Annotated in this window: 13 protein-coding genes and 1 other RNA gene; 5 read left to right on the top strand and 9 right to left on the bottom strand. The window is 30.0% G+C overall.

What is annotated here, in order from left to right; genetic code table 11:
* Positions 1–16: 16 nt before the first annotated feature.
* Complete coding sequence (locus K5V07_RS08830) at positions 17–937, bottom strand: CPBP family intramembrane glutamic endopeptidase (protein ID WP_221917171.1); 921 nt, start codon at positions 935–937, stop codon at positions 17–19.
* Positions 938–1016: 79 nt separating this feature from the next.
* Here K5V07_RS08830 and K5V07_RS08835 point away from each other — a divergent pair, with 79 nt between their 5' ends.
* Together K5V07_RS08835 and K5V07_RS08840 are read left to right on the top strand one after the other, a co-directional pair.
* Positions 1017–1361, top strand: a complete 345-nt coding sequence (locus K5V07_RS08835; RefSeq protein ID WP_221917172.1) for an ArsC/Spx/MgsR family protein — start codon at positions 1017–1019, stop codon at positions 1359–1361.
* A gap of 91 nt (positions 1362–1452) precedes the next feature.
* Positions 1453–3909, top strand: coding sequence for an outer membrane beta-barrel family protein (locus K5V07_RS08840; protein WP_221917173.1), 2457 nt, complete (start codon positions 1453–1455; stop codon positions 3907–3909).
* A 94-nt stretch (positions 3910–4003) separates the two neighbouring features.
* Here the strand turns inward: K5V07_RS08840 and K5V07_RS08845 are convergent, their stop codons facing one another.
* A complete protein-coding gene (locus tag K5V07_RS08845; protein ID WP_086453821.1) occupies positions 4004–4174 on the bottom strand; it encodes a hypothetical protein in 171 nt (56 codons plus the stop codon).
* A 205-nt stretch (positions 4175–4379) separates the two neighbouring features.
* Here K5V07_RS08845 and fumC point away from each other — a divergent pair, with 205 nt between their 5' ends.
* Positions 4380–5762 carry a class II fumarate hydratase gene (gene fumC / locus K5V07_RS08850; RefSeq protein ID WP_221917174.1) on the top strand — a complete coding sequence of 461 codons (1383 nt, stop codon included), beginning with the start codon at positions 4380–4382 and terminating at the stop codon, positions 5760–5762.
* Between the two features lie 53 nt (positions 5763–5815).
* Here fumC and K5V07_RS08855 read toward each other — a convergent pair whose 3' ends face one another.
* Together K5V07_RS08855 and K5V07_RS08860 are read right to left on the bottom strand one after the other, a co-directional pair.
* Entirely contained in the window at positions 5816–6880 is a 1065-nt protein-coding gene (locus tag K5V07_RS08855) for a hypothetical protein (RefSeq protein WP_221917175.1), read from the bottom strand.
* 327 nt (positions 6881–7207) lie between these two features.
* On the bottom strand, positions 7208–8410 hold the full coding sequence (locus K5V07_RS08860) for an NAD(P)-dependent oxidoreductase (RefSeq protein ID WP_221917176.1): 1203 nt from the start codon (positions 8408–8410) through the stop codon (positions 7208–7210).
* Positions 8411–8657: 247 nt separating this feature from the next.
* Here K5V07_RS08860 and K5V07_RS08865 point away from each other — a divergent pair, with 247 nt between their 5' ends.
* Both K5V07_RS08865 and ssrA read left to right on the top strand, forming a co-directional pair.
* Entirely contained in the window at positions 8658–9857 is a 1200-nt protein-coding gene (locus K5V07_RS08865; protein ID WP_221917177.1) for a serine hydrolase, read from the top strand.
* Positions 9858–9921: 64 nt separating this feature from the next.
* Positions 9922–10318, top strand: a transfer-messenger RNA (tmRNA) gene (gene ssrA / locus K5V07_RS08870).
* A gap of 204 nt (positions 10319–10522) precedes the next feature.
* On the opposite strand, the gene K5V07_RS08875 is transcribed toward ssrA, so the two are convergent.
* The 5 genes from K5V07_RS08875 to K5V07_RS08895 all read right to left on the bottom strand — a co-directional run bounded on the left by K5V07_RS08875 (position 10523) and on the right by K5V07_RS08895 (position 16042).
* On the bottom strand, positions 10523–11101 hold the full coding sequence (locus K5V07_RS08875) for a hypothetical protein (protein ID WP_221917178.1): 579 nt from the start codon (positions 11099–11101) through the stop codon (positions 10523–10525).
* A gap of 209 nt (positions 11102–11310) precedes the next feature.
* Entirely contained in the window at positions 11311–12267 is a 957-nt protein-coding gene (locus tag K5V07_RS08880; RefSeq protein ID WP_221917179.1) for a hypothetical protein, read from the bottom strand.
* A 321-nt stretch (positions 12268–12588) separates the two neighbouring features.
* The gene (locus K5V07_RS08885) at positions 12589–13242 is read right to left on the bottom strand and encodes a hypothetical protein (protein WP_221917180.1); all 654 of its coding nucleotides are present in this window, start codon (positions 13240–13242) and stop codon (positions 12589–12591) included.
* Between the two features lie 26 nt (positions 13243–13268).
* Positions 13269–15260, bottom strand: a complete 1992-nt coding sequence (locus K5V07_RS08890; protein WP_221917181.1) for a M23 family metallopeptidase — start codon at positions 15258–15260, stop codon at positions 13269–13271.
* Between the two features lie 83 nt (positions 15261–15343).
* Positions 15344–16042 (bottom strand): hypothetical protein, encoded by a 699-nt coding sequence (locus K5V07_RS08895; RefSeq protein ID WP_221917182.1) that lies wholly within the window; start codon positions 16040–16042, stop codon positions 15344–15346.

Here is a 16042-nt window from a genome sequence, read left to right on the forward strand (position 1 = left end):
TTTACAAAATTATAATCTAAACCGATGGAATCCTGCCGGTCAATTTTTCTTTCCAATTGGTCCATTGGTATTTCTTATTAAAGATAAACAAAAGTATTGGATAAATAAGAAAAACTGGTAAAATGACATCAATTCCAGCAGATGGATTAGAGACATCCTTTAAAATAGAATTCGTTTGAAAGGCAGTCCAATCAGATGTTATCAATAAGGCACCAATTGTATTATTAGCTGCATGAAAACCAAGGGCAAGTTCCATTCCTTCATCCATAAGTGTCAAAATACCTAAAAACAAACCGGTTCCTATATAATACACCATAATTATTGGACCCATTTTTTCTACTTCGGGATTAAAAAAATGTAAACCGCCAAAAATTAATGAAGTCATTACTAATGGAAACCATTTATTTCGAGCTAAAACCGCAAAACCCTGCATTAAATAACCTCTAAATATATATTCTTCGGCACTTGTTTGTAAAGGAATCATTATGATACCAATCAGTGCTAAAATTAAAAAAGGAATGGGTTGAAAATTTATTTCAAAACTAGTAGGATTTGCAAAATACATGATGAGCGTTGATCCAATAGTAAAAAGTGACCAGATCCCAAAAGCAGTTAGTACTCGGTTCCAATCTACTTTTTTTCTAGAAGTAGTCACCGAAAGTATAGTTTGATGGTGTAGCAATTTCACTATAAAAAAAAGAGCAGCCAGCACAAACACAAAGTTTGACAATAAAAAAAACAATGTAGTATTAGAATCAAAGTACGTCATCATATTCAATCCTACTGGTTGAAACTGTTTCCCAGTAGTCAAAGAGTCTATAACAACAACTGCTGCAAAAAACAACTGCCCAACCATAGAAGCAAGAATTAGTAAAACCGACCCTTGAATGTATTTCCAAAAAGTATTTCCTGACTTAAAACCTTGGGCTATGTGCATATTTTTTTGAAATTATGTTTTCATATTATTAGTTTAACAAATACTATTTTTGTTACATCATAATCTTAAATCAAAAAAAATGATTCAAATCTATCACAATCCTCGTTGCGGGAAATCAAGAGCATGTTTAGCACAAATCGAAACGAGCAATAAGGAGTTTGAAATTAAACTTTACTTGCTAAACCCCCTATCTATTGATGAATTAACAACTATTGTTAGCAAACTAAACATAAAACCAATGGATTTAGTACGCACAAAAGAAAAAATTTGGATAGAAAACTTTAAAAACAAAATATTAAATAATCAAGAAATATTAAAGATTATTGCCGAAAATCCAACTTTAATGCAAAGACCAATTGTAATTGATGGTAAAAAAGCAATAATAGGAAGAGATTTTGAATCAGTAGAGAACTTTTTGAAATAGATAAATCTTAGTCTTAACATTTATTTGTGATTTGTCCTATTAAACTAATTAAAGGTTTGTACGTCTAATGAAAAAACTAAAGTAATAAATAATGAAATTAATTAAACCTTTTTTAATTCTTGCCTTTTTTTTAATAGCAATAGTAGGATTTGCACAACCAGGTGGAGGTGTTCCTAAAATTAAAATAACTGGAAAAGTTATCGAAAAAATAAGCAAACAACCATTAGAGTATGCAACCATCACTTTTTCATTACCAAATAATCCAAAACCCGTAGCCGGTGGAATTAGTAATGCAACTGGAGATTTTGATGTTGAAGTGAAACCAGGTACGTATGATATCAAAATTGAGTTTATCTCTTTTAAAGGAAATGATATCAAACAAAAAAGCTTAACAAAAAGTACTAACCTAGGAGTGATAAGCTTAGAAGAAGATGCGGCACAATTGAATGAAGTAATTGTAAGGGCAGAGAAAACTACTGTTGAAATCAAATTAGACAAAAAAGTTTACAACGTTGGAAGTGACCTTATGGTTAAAGGTGGAACCGTAAGCGATGTATTAGATAACATACCGTCAGTATCAGTAGATGTTGAAGGTAATGTAAGTTTAAGAGGAAATGATAACGTTAGAGTTTTAATTGACGGCAGACCCTCAAATGCTATTAACATATCTGAAGCATTACGATTAATTCCAGCTGATGCAATTGAAAAAGTAGAAGTTATTACCAATCCATCTGCACGATATGATGCTGAAGGTGGTGGAGGTTTACTAAACATTATTCTTAAAAAAGGAAAAAACCAAGGATTAAACGGAACTATAATTGCGTCTACTGGTTATCCTGAAAATTATGGATTGAGTGGTACCTTAAACTACAAATCAAAAAACTTTAACCTTTTCACAACACAAGGTTATAATGATCGTAGCAATCCTGGAAACGCTTTTACCAATACTGATTATTTAAATGATAATAATGAAATTACCAATTCTGTAAATGAATCTCGTAAAAATGACAGATTTAATAAAGGCTATAATAGTAATTTTGGTATGGAATGGTTTGTTTCTGAAACTGCTACATGGACAAACAGCTTTAATTACAGAAAAAGTAACGGAAACAATATTGACAACGTTTTTCAAGATTATATCAAAGCTGATCGCAGTTTTGATTATAGAAGAACACGTATCAACCTAGAAAACAGCGACAGTGAAAATGTTGAATTTGCAACAAACTATACAAAGAAATTCAAAAAAGACGGACACAAATTAACTCTTGATGGCTCCTTTTCTATAAGTGATGAGTTTAATGATGCATTAATTACTGATACTGCAACCAACTCTACTAGAACAAAATTCGATAATACACTTAATAATCAATCTCAAAATCGAAATTTATTACAATTAGATTATGTACTTCCTTTTGGCAAATCAAGTCAATTTGAAGCTGGATATCGTGGTGAATTCTTAGAATTACTTACAGATTATAGAGTTGATAATGATGGTGTAGTAAATAACAATTTTACTAATAAATTAGAATACAAAGAGAAAGTAAATGCTTTATACACACAATATGGTGTCAAAGTAAATAAATTTTCAGCTCTTTTTGGATTACGCTTTGAAGATTCAAACATCAACATCAATCAACTAGCTACTAACGACTTTAACACTAAAAAGTACAACAACTTTTTCCCAAGCGCTTTCTTTACCTACGAATTATCAGATGCAAGTAGTGCATCAGTAAGTTATAGCCGAAGAATACAAAGACCAAGAGGACGTTTGTTAAATCCGTTTAGCAACTTATCAAGCAACATTAATATCTTTGTGGGTAATCCAGATTTAGATCCGGCATTTACTGATGCACTAGATTTTGGATACATCAGAAGATGGGAAAAACTAACTTTTAACACATCTTTATATGTAAACAAAACGACTGATGTGTTTCAATTTGCTAGAAGAGAATCAGGAAATTTCGTAAATGGAATTCCTATTACAATTAGCTCACCTATTAATTTAGCTACAGAATACAGAGCTGGTTTTGAATTCACACTTAACTATTCTCCTTACAAATGGTGGAAATTGAACGGTAACTTTAATTTCTTCAGAAATGAAACGCAAGGAATAAACGAGTACACCAATTTTAGAAACGAAAAAGTAACACAAGATTTTAATAACATTGCTACTTCTTGGTTTACTAGAATTACCTCAAAAATAACGTTGCCATACAAAATTGATTGGCAAACAAATGCTACTTACAATGGCCCTCAAAATAATGCACAAGGAAGAAGTTTGGGTGTGTTTGCAGCAAACTTAGCCTTTAGTAAAGATATAATGAAAGACAAAGGGACACTTTCATTTAATGTAAGCGATGTTTTTAATTCTAGAAAAAGAATCATGGAAACTTACCTACCTCAATTTGCAAATTCTTATGGTGAAATGCAGTGGAGAGTGAGACAAATCAACTTATCGTTTACCTATCGCTTCAACAAACCTAAAAACGAAAGAGAAAAACCAACTCGTAAAATGCAAAATGATAACGAAGGAGATTATCAAGGATAAAAGAAAAGGACTCATGAAAATGAGTCCTTTTTTTATGCATTTAAAACAAAAAAAAAGAACTCATAAAATGAGTTCTTTTATAAAACTAAAAAGCTTAAACAGATTGTTCTTGCTTCTTTTTTGCTTTTTTCTCTTTGTATGCTTCCCAACTTGCTCCACCTACCCAATAGGATACGAAACCAACTAGAAAAAACATTAACCAAAATCCCATTGTTAGGATGGTTAAGAAAAGTAAAAAGCCTAAATACTGTGAAAATTCAAACATGTTTTCCGGAATTTTGAATGTAGCCACAAATATAACTCTAATTATTTTTGGTAGCAATAAAAAAACACAAAAACTAAGTATGTCCTTGTCATAATAATAATTATTCTTAAATTACAGAATTACGAAATTCCTTAGAGCAAATCGCAATTCCAAAAAAATAATATGAAAGAGCAACCATTTCCATCCATTAATTAAGCCATTTAACATGAAGTATAGAATAGAAAAAGATACATTAGGCGAAGTAAGTGTACCAATAGATAAATATTGGGGAGCCCAAACAGAACGTTCTAGAAATAACTTCCAAATTGGAGAGGCAGCCTCTATGCCAAAAGAGATCATATATGGTTTTGCGTACTTAAAAAAAGCAGCCGCATACACCAATTGTGATTTAAAAATTCTAACAGAAGAAAAACGAGATTGTATTGCAATGGTTTGTAATGAAATTTTGGAGGGAAAGCTTGATGATCAATTTCCATTAGTCATTTGGCAAACTGGTTCAGGAACTCAAAGCAACATGAATGTAAATGAAGTAATTGCAAATAGAGTTCAGTTTATTAAAGGTTTAAAAATAGGTGTAAATCAATTTATTAATGCAAACGACGATGTTAATAAATCTCAATCCTCTAATGATACTTTTCCTACAGCAATGCATATCGCTGGATATAAAGTCCTAAATGAAGTTACAATCCCTAGCATTGAAAAATTAAGAGATACGCTACATATAAAAGCTTTCGAATTTAATACCATTGTAAAAATAGGCCGGACTCACATGATGGATGCGACACCCATAACATTAGGACAAGAAATCTCAGGATATGTAGCTCAATTAAATTATGGTTTGAAAGCTTTAAAAAATTCACTACCGCATTTATCTGAAATAGCTCTCGGAGGGACTGCTGTAGGAACAGGTTTGAACACTCCAAAAGGATATGCCGTGAAAGTTGCTCAATACATTGCTGAGTTTACAGGACACCCTTTTATTACTGCCGAAAATAAATTTGAAGCCTTAGCTGCTCATGATGCTATTGTTGAGAGTCATGGCGCTTTAAAACAATTGGCCGTTTCTCTAAATAAAATTGCAAATGATATCCGCATGCTCTCCTCTGGACCAAGATCTGGAATTAATGAAATCTTCATTCCTGAAAATGAACCTGGATCATCCATAATGCCTGGCAAAATAAATCCAACGCAATGTGAAGCATTGACCATGGTATGCGCACAAGTAATAGGAAATGATGTTGCAATTACTGTGGGTGGAATGCAAGGACATTATGAATTAAATGTATTTAAACCGCTCATTGCATCAAATTTTTTACAATCAGCTAGACTTCTTGGTGATGCATGCTTGTCATTTGATCTTCATTGTGCCCAAGGAATTGAACCTAATCATACTAGAATTAAAGAGCTACTGGACAACTCATTAATGTTAGTCACTGCCTTGAACCCTAAAATAGGATATTACAAATCAGCAGAAATTGCTCAAACTGCACATAAAAATGGTACCACTTTAAAATACGAAGCAGTGCGCCTTGGATATGTCACACCAGAAGATTTTGATAATTGGGTAAAACCTACTGATATGGTGTAAAACAAAAAACCCTGTAAAGTAGTTTACAGGGTTATAAATTTAGTTAGAATTTATTAATTTGTTTTAGCTTTTAAGGCATTATATTCTGCAATCAAATCCATAGATCGGTATAATTTTAATAGTAAATCAGAAACTGTTTTATCACTAGGCTGTAAGGCATTAGCTTTTTCTAGATACTTTATAGCGCCTTTTACAATATCATCCATTTTAATTTTTAAATTATCATAGGCAAGCATTTCTTCTTTTGAAGTCCCTAATACACTCATTTGCTCGCTTATTACTTTTTTCTTGTCTAAACTTAAATATGCAAGTTCTAAATACCCATCAACTGATTTAGGATCATAAGTAATGAGCTGCTTGTAACAGTTTTCGGCTGCAGCTAAATCTTTTTTTTCTCTATAAATAAAACCCATATTTAATAGAATTTCACTTTTCTTAGAGGCAGCCATCAGATTTCTAGGCTTTTCTGCTATTCCTGCTTTTACATTTGAATCTCTATCGGCTGCAGTTAAATACAATTCTTCAACTTTAGACTTTTTATTAACAGCATAATATTCCATCACTCTACCCGTATAATTGAGTTTATTTAACTCTTTATAATTTCGTAAGGCAGACTCATAATCATTTACCTTCATAAAATAAGAAGTCGAAAGGTATAAGTTAAGGGTATCTTTTTTGTCTATCTCATACAAGGAATACATTTTTTTTGCTCCTTCACTGTAGTTGTTTACTTTTAAATCAGCAATAGCACTACCTTGAACCTCATCCTTAATTAACTTAATCGCTTCGCGGGCTTTTACAGAGTATTTATAGGTTTCAATACGGTCTTCCTCATCAATCAATTCCTTGTAAGTAGCAACGGCAGATGAAAGGTTTGCAGCTGGATCAATTTTTTGATCCGCTAAACTTTTATAAATTTCAGCTTTTAGCTTGTAAAACTCTGATTTATCATCGGCAATAGCATTATTTATTAAATATTGCGATTTTTTTAAAATAGATAATGCTCCTTGAGAATTACCGTTTTTAAACTGTAGTTGTGCCTCTTTGATTTGTTCTTTTTGGGCATATCCAGCAAAAATGAAGGATAAAATTAATACTAAAGTAAAGTTCTTTTTCATGAAATCTGTACGGTATTTGGTTAATAAAATTATTAAAATATCAAATTTTAACATTTAACACTATATTAAGTGTAGCAAATTAGATTATTTAATTCATTTTCAAAAACAATACCAGAAATATTTTTTTTATTTTTTTATTTTTTTTCTATTGATAAATATTTACTTAGAGTTTGAATTTATGATTTGCTTATTTTTTTTTTTGATTTTTGTGTAAATATTGATTTTGCTCTCCAATATCTTGTGTTTTTTTTCTATTTTATAAATGAATTATATATTGTTGCTTTAAAAAAACAATTAAGTGTTTTTCATCTTTATTTGATTAAAAAATTATTTTTCATCTACAAAATCTTGTAAGTAACTAAATCGTTTTGTTAACTTTCCGTTTTCGGTAATTTTAGATCTTAGTAAAATCCCATCTTTATCTTGATTAAAAAAAGCAGGCATTACTTGATTTATAAACATTTCGCCAAACCCTTCACTAGCATCTTTAGGTAATTCACATGGTAAATTGTCAACTGCCATAACTACAACTGCAGCAGGATGAAAAAAATCAACCTCTCTATCCTCACTAGGTAAATAACCGTACAATGGATCCTCAATAGTTGATGCTCTAAGAGTACATGCAACAGGACCATTTACATCACAAGATACATCCCCAACAATTTTTATTTTACATTCATTTGATTGCAACATAGCTCGAGACAATATTACTGGCGCATCATTTCCATGAAAGTGACCTGCAATATAAATATCCGAAACTTTTGTAAAACGCTCAAAATTGGACTCATAAAGTTGTGGATTTTGATAAAAATCATTAAAATCGTTTGTAGATTTATCTTTTCTAATATTATAATCTAATACATCAATTTGTGTGTAAACAGGTTGGGTGTAATTTTTTGTTAAATAATTCTCAACTGAAATTTCTTTAACTTTGATAGCATCTAAGACCTCTTTGATCCCATTTCCTACTTTACCGGTTCCTGTAACAACAAACTTAATAGGTGGTAGCACTACTCTTTTGAGTTGTAAAATTAAAGCTTCTTTACCGGATAGTGTTTCAGCCTTGGGCAATTTAAAAAGTTCAAATTTAAGTCCAAATGCTCTTATACTGTTGTAAGCGCCTACAATACCTGCATATCTACCAAAACCAATAAGTCTCTTATTTGATTCATCAACAATGGTTTCATAATCATATAAGTCAATATTTTTTTCTAAAACTGCTTGAAGCAACTTTCTGTTGTAGGGTTGCTTTTTTATAGTGTGCGAAAAAAAGAAATATGATTTGTTTGAAATTAAATTTTCAACAGGTACTTCTTTAACCCCGAACAGGAAATCGCAATCACTTACATCGTCTGTAACAGGAATTCCCAATTCTTTATATTGTAAATCCGAAAACACTCTACAATCTGATGATTCCACCTCAATAGATATCCCTTTGTACTCAGACACTATTTGTTGGATGGCATTTGGTGAAAAAATAACTCTACGATCAGGAGGGTTTTTTCTTTCTTTTATAATTCCGAATTTCATGGTATATGTAACTTATAATTAATTTAATATAACTTTATGACGTGTATTTGTTACAAATATAACAAAAGTATCTTAAAAATTACTTTTTTTGAAAAAAAGGATTGCCCAAAGATTTTACTATAGGTTGAATAACAATTTAATAACGATTATCCCTACGTCGAAAGGCTTATAAAATTGTGTTAAGGTCTAAAATAAGTGCTTCTTAAAAGCCTTCATTTCTATATATTTGCCTTTAAAGCCACTTCTAATGAAATTTCCAAAAAAAACAAATATACTACATATTATACTGCTCCTATTCATTTTAAGCTCTTGCGAAAAGGAGAAAAAGAAAGTAGAACTTAGAGATGATCAACTTCCTAAAACTACTTTGCCTATAATGAAACCTTTATTGCAAAAAGAACCACCACTGGAGGCACTATATGTAAACCAAAAAAAAGCACAAATAGATTCATTTTACAAAAAAAACTGGCCTAATAACACTGCTAATGGGAGTTTTTTGGTGGCTAAAAATGGCCAAATCATTTTTGAGAAGTACGAAGGTTTTTCCAACTTTAGTGATAAATCATTAATAAATGCTAACACTCCATTACATATAGCCTCAGTGAGTAAAGTGATTACGGCAACTGCTATCTTAAAATTAGTGAATGCTAAAAGAATTACATTAGACCAAAAGGTAAATACGCTCTTAACAGAATTTCCATATCCTGATGTAACTATAAGAACGCTGCTTAACCACCGCAGCGGAATGCGTAACTATGCCTATTTTACAGATAGAGATGAAAGTGTTTGGGACAGAAAAAATATTTTAACAAATCAAGATATTCTGACTTTACTTGCCACTAAAAATATCGAATTAGAAAATAAAACAGATACACGATTTAGTTACTGCAATACTAATTACGCCATTCTTGCTTTAATAATAGAAAAAGTAACCAAGAAAACATATAAAGATGCTATGGCAGCGATCATATTTGAACCTCTTGGTATGAAAAATACTTATGTTTTTGATTACGAAAAAGACAAAAATACAGCAGTAACGTCTTACAAAGGAAATAAGGTTGAAATAGGTAAAGATTATTTAGATGCTGTTTATGGCGATAAAAACATATACTCAACTCCTAGAGATTTATTAAAATTTGACCGTGCCCGAAGTAGTTCTCAATTTTTAAATCCTTCATTATTAAAAGAAGTCTACGTGGGATACAGCAACGAGAGAAAAGGAACAAAAAATTACGGTCTTGGGATTAGAATGATCAACTGGGATACGGGACAAAACTTTTATTTTCACAATGGTTGGTGGCATGGTAATACCTCATCTTATATAACATTAAAAGAGGAAGGCGTTACAATTATTGCATTGTCTAATAAATTCACAAGAAAAACCTATAATGTTAGGAAGTTGGCCGTTCTTTTTGGGGATTATCCGTTTAAGATTGGAGATGAATAAATTTAGGAATGATTTTTGTTTTAAAGGCTGAAATTAGTTGTACATTTGCAACCTAATTAAAAAAGGGGTCGACTGGTTTTGACAGCGAGTCGAATTGATACATAAGCACGTCGAGAACTGGGACAATTCTCGTTAATAAAAGGTTTCAAAACATTTACACGGCGAAGGAAACTACGCTCTTGCTGCATAATCCGAATTATAGTAAGATTAGCCTCGTCCTACCAGGTAGGAAAGCAGGATTCTCCTCGAAAGCTCTGGTTTTTAGCGTTCGAAACAGGGGAATCGTAAATTAAAACCTAGAATTTTGTAAGCTACGGGCAATTTTCGAAACTAAAGTAGCTAAGCAAAGTGTGGCTGTTTCTGGCCTAGCACTGCGTCTAAAATTCAATCAGGAAATAAGCGCGTAGAAAGTGTATGAATTGCTTGTTTGGACCCGGGTTCGATTCCCGGCGACTCCACTGGATGGGATGATTGAAAAATCATCCCTTTTTTCATTGTACAAAAGCAAACCTTTTTCCTTCATTAACAGGTTATTACGAGACAACAAATCAATCGTTGTAGGTGTTCGATAGATACCATCCTGATAGTATAAGTTGCTGTCGAACACCATTTTTACAAATTCTCTCTTTTGGGTAATAGTAGCTCGATTATATAATGATTTTAAATCAACAAGTAAATCCAAGTTTTTTTTTTAAAATTGTAAATACATGTTTATCCACATGGCTTAGACGAGTGATAGAATCTTTGCAAGATTTGACTTCGGTATTATAAGTGTTATACCATCTATCATATGTGTCTTTAGATATCTCATTTTTAATCCATTTCTCTTCAACAGAAAACATTTTTTCTTGAGCTGCATCTAGTAGAATTTTCTTTTGGTTTATTACAAGTTTATTAGATTTTAAATTCTCTTCAATTTTTGTAACAGATGACTTTTTACCAAGTGCAAATTTCAGGTTAACATTCCAATTTGAAATTCCTAACTTAGCTTTCATTTCTTTTGAAAAACTAACTGCTGTATTTATTTTTCCTTCACTATCGGTTTTAGTAGTTATAAAATATCTGTTTTTGTAGTAAGCACTGTCTTTGTGTGCTTTTACATGAAAGTATATTCTAACCTCTTCGTTGCAAAAATTAGGAACAGTAGCTATAACATAGTTGATTTCGCCTATAAAACCAGATGTAGTTTTAGGCGTGCCGCTGGCATCTGTCCAATTGGCTTCAGTGACTGTTGGATGTACCACTTGTATTTCTTGTGATGAAGTTGATTTTTTTGTTCTCGAATATTTTCCTATTATTTGGGCAGGTTCTTTATAACGTTTAGTAGCTTGCTTTGTTTTGAAAATTCTTTTAAGCTTTCTTCTAAGTTGTTTTTTAGCAAGTAATTTTGATAGCTGAAAAAATAGTAGAGATATAAAAAAAAGCTACTGGTGAGAGTAGCTTTTTTTGTTTTCTATTTATCTTCTAAATAACCATAGTCATATACTTTTTCTTTTATGTACTCTCTATTTTTTAAAAAAGATTGCTTTTGGATATAATATAGATTATCAACTTTTGTGATTACGATATCAGGCAAATTTACTTCACCATTATAAGCACCCATTCCTAAACTTTTTTTGTGAAATAAAAACAAAGTGTCTTTTGATTGATAAGGAACTAGTATATCATTTAAACTTCGATCAATCAGTGAACATTCATTTTTATCAATAATTATTTCATAATCACAATTGTATTCTAAGTAATCGAACAGTTTATAATAGCTTCTGTACCAAAAATCATCAATTTTTAATTTTGAAATAGAATTGAAAAATTGTTCTTGCTTTTTTTTACATACTTTTTGGATATAATTATCTTTCCATTCATATTGATTTGAATTTTCTTCTTTTAACCCAGAGTATGTGTCTAATTTTAGCCATTTGTTGTCTTTGTATTGATACAAATCAATGTCGTGTTTATCTTTTTCTTTATTAGGACTATCAGCATTAGGAGTAGGAATTAAATACTTCTTATCAATAAAAAAAACATAGATATCAAAATATTCTTTTATTTCTTTGACACTCATTTTGTTAATAATTTTTTCCCAATTATGATGATATGTATCATTGAATTCTTTAAAATCTAAATTATTTTTAAAAAACAAAAAGTCTTTAGGGATTAAATAAGTTACTAAATTTCCAAAATCATTACCGCCTTTTGGGTCATATGTAATTCCATAATCATAAGATGTTGTAAAAAAACCGCCATTTTTGTTAGTTTTATATATATAATCATGGTTTTTAAATTTTATGAATTTATCAAAATTATATTCAATTATTAACTTATCATCAATATTTTTCTCTTGTTTATTTTTGCAAGAATACGCTACAATTAGAAGAGATATAAATAATACTTTTTTTAGGGCTTGATACATAATTTTTAAAATTTTTGTCTAAAATAACCAATAAATCCATCATGAGCAATCCCTCTTTAATTTTCGAATTAGCAATAATCCTTGTCAAACTGTCTTTTTGAGTAATTAGTTTATTATTCTTTTTATTACTTTTTCCACAGGAAATAATTAAAATTCCTAAAATGGTTAAAATTATAATTTTTCGCATTTATTTTTTATGTAAAAAAAGCTACTCGAAAGTAGCTTTAATTTTTTTTTAATCAGGAAAAATTGTTTTTAAAACTTGTGTTTTGCCATTTGTTTCACTCAAATTAAACTCAGTAAGCATGTTCATGCAAAATTTTAATCCTCTGGTAAACATTCAATTTTTTCTTTTTTAAGATCGATTTCCTCAAATTTTTCATTAATTAAATCTAATTTCCAGACTTTTATCACTTTTTCATATTTTCTATTCTTATCTAGTTTGTCTATAACTATACCAAAATATTCATTAGTTCCTTTATCATAACAACTATTACATAAAAATTTATTTCCTTCCAAATCTCCTATAAAATTGCTATTTTCTCTATGCTTCCCCAATATAAAAATATCAACTAATTTAGATTTTTCCTTTGTATAATACTTTAAAAGTAAGTGCTTTATAGTGTCATTGTCATTTACTACGACTAAATTATAATCTTTTAAATTTATATATTCATCATTTTTTCCAATTCCTGATTCTACAGACATAATTATTTGATGTGATTCATTTTCCGTTAAAGTAGAATCTATCAAGATTTCTTCTTCTGGATAAGGTTTGTATTTACCAATACTGTAAGTCACATTAGGTTTATTTAAAAACTCAAAAATTGAATTTTCGTAAACTTGACCAATTTGAAAATTCTGTACTTTTATTATACTTTTTTGATTCCCTGTTGTTTCATTTTTATTCGTTTTCTTTTCATTTTCTCCACAAGAAATCAAAGTAAGTAGAAGGGTTAAAATTATATGTCTCATTTTTTATCTTTTAACAAAAATAAAAATTATTCTCCAGTTTGATCTTCCTTCTTAGGATTTAAAACAATATTTCTCTTCAAATCATTTATTTCTTTAAGCGGATTTAATCTTCCTCCAGTATTATTAATAGTGTTTCTTACTTCAAGGTGTAAATGATTGAACTTTTTTGGTTGTCCTTCTGCATTACCTGTTTGCCCTGTATATCCAATTAAATCTCCTGCTTTAATCTTTATTCCTTCTTTAACGGCTATTTTATTTAAATGTGCATAAAAAAAGTAATACATTTTTTGATTATAAAATCCTTTTATCCTAATATTATTTCCGTATGTTTTTGAATATTCGACCTTTGCAATTTCGCCATCTACACAGGCATATACTGGTGTCCCAATAGGAGCATATAAATCTAAACCTTGATGCATTCCACTATCTCTAACATTAGTTTTTAATAAATATTCACTTTCATTTGGAAGCCAACCTGAACGATACCATCCCCTTAATTCCATTTTCTTTAACGGATTACACCAAATATTCCTTGTATATTCACCTTTATGATAATTTTCTTCCAATGCTTCTCTGACCTCCCAAACATATGTTTTACCACCAACTTTACCTATTTTTTTGCCTTTTTCGTTTATCTCATCAGCTTCTCTTAAAAATGGCTTATTGGCACGATAAGCCGCATTTGGATCGCCATAAACAGGTTCTTTATCAATATGACCTTTACCAGCTGCTTTAGGGTAATTTACTGATAAATATATATCTGTAGCAGATTTTAATTGACTTTTAGATTTGAGTAAAAACCATTTTTCTACATAATCTAATTGCTTTTCTGCGGTCATTTTCATAAGCTCAGTCCTTTTAATATTAAGACCTTCAGCAGCTTCTTTTCCAAACTGAATTAAGCCTACAAACCCCCCTTTTCTAGAATCTCTAGGATCTGCTTTAAAAGTTCCAGCAGATGGAGAAAAAGTATTTGCTGTTTCGAAAGCCATAATGTTCATTAAAGTATTCGGAGAAAAAGAGATTTCTTTTTCTTTTTCAATATTCTTACATATTTTTACAACTTTCAACCTAAACTCCTTACTCACTTTAGCACCCCAAATCAGCTGTGAATCATTTTTATCAAAAACATCTCCACTATCCCACTTCGCTCCAACCTTAAACACCAGTGTTTTATCCTTAAAATGTTTAGTAGAAAAGCCCTCTACGCCTGCATAATAGGTTTCGGTGTCGTCTTTTTTCAAGTGGGCTGGTGCCTTTTTTTGAAAGCTTAATTCAGCAATACCATTTGCTTTAATTGTGGATTCGCTCAAATTTTCAAGTATAGAATCGTCTTTTAAGGCATGTGCAGTGAATTTAATTTTTTCGCCTATCATATTTCTGGTATGAGCTACCATTTTTATTTTAGTTGGTGTTTTACTATTGTAAGGTACTCTATCTGTTGGCACCAATCGCTTGCCCTCATATTCAAAATACAAGTCTAAAATTTCTTTTTTGGTGGTTACTTTTAACTCTGAATTTGATACGGGATAGCTAATTCCTTTAAAAGCATATAATTGATTATCGACTATGCCTATAAGTGCAAATTTCAGGTTAACATTCCAATTTGAAATTCCTAACTTAGCTTTCATTTCTTTTGAAAAACTAACTGCAGTATTTATTTTTCCTTCGCTATCGGTTTTAGTAGTTATAAAATATCTGTTTTTGTAGTAAGTACTGTCTTTGTGTGCTTTTACATGAAAATATATTCTAACCTCTTCGTTGCAAAAATTAGGAACAGTAGCTTTAACATAGTTGATTTCACCTATAAAACCAGATGTGATTTTAGGCGTGCCGCTGGCATCTGTCCAATTGGCTTCAGTGACTGTTGGATGTACCACTTGTATTTGTTGCGATGAAGTTGATTTTTTGCCTTCTCGGGTGTTGTCTATTATTTGGGCATGTTCTTTATAACGTTTAGTAGATTGCTTTGTTTTGAAAATTCTTTTAAGCTTGCTTCTAAGTTGTTTTTTTAGCAAGTAATTTTGATAAATGAAAAATAGTAGAGATATAAAAAAAGCTACTGGTGAGAGTAGCTTTAAACATTATTAATAGGTTATAATTAATCTGCTAATTCAACATAAGAATTAATTTCTTTTAAACTTATATAATATTCTTCATTTTTTAAGACCTCATCATGAATTGTGTACAATGATATTTTACTGAAATATTTATCTTTTAATATTTTAACATCTCTTAAATAATTAAAAACTATTTCATTTTTCTCTTTTATAATTTTAAAAGTTTTGGTGTCGTACAGTTTTATTGGTTTTGATTGCTTTATAATTAAATATTGTTCGTTTTGAGATTGAATATTAAAATTTTTAAAAAAATCGACAAATTGTTTGTTATTAATTTTGCTAAAAAAAATATCAAGATTCATATTTTCTTTTATGTAATAATCTTTATTGCTATCTAAATCATTTAAAAAACTTAATGTTATGAATTTTTCATTATCTGATTCATTTTTCATAACTCCCAATCCAAAATCCCCAATATTATATTCTATTTTTTCTAATAAATTATTATTTAAAAAATATTTTTTTCTATAAATTTTTTCAGATTCAATTTGCGTAAGATAGATTTCAATCAATTTATTATCTCGAAACTTATATTTTATGGTATCGGAAACATTATTTATAATTGTTTTAATTGATTCATCATTTTTCGATATTTCTTTATTTTTTTTATTGTTATAATTACAAGAAAGAAATAATATTAAAAATAACATTATTAAATAAATTAATTTGTGTCTACTCAT

Source organism: Flavobacterium sp. CHNK8, from assembly GCF_019774515.1.
Lineage (GTDB): Bacteria > Bacteroidota > Bacteroidia > Flavobacteriales > Flavobacteriaceae > Flavobacterium > Flavobacterium tiangeerense.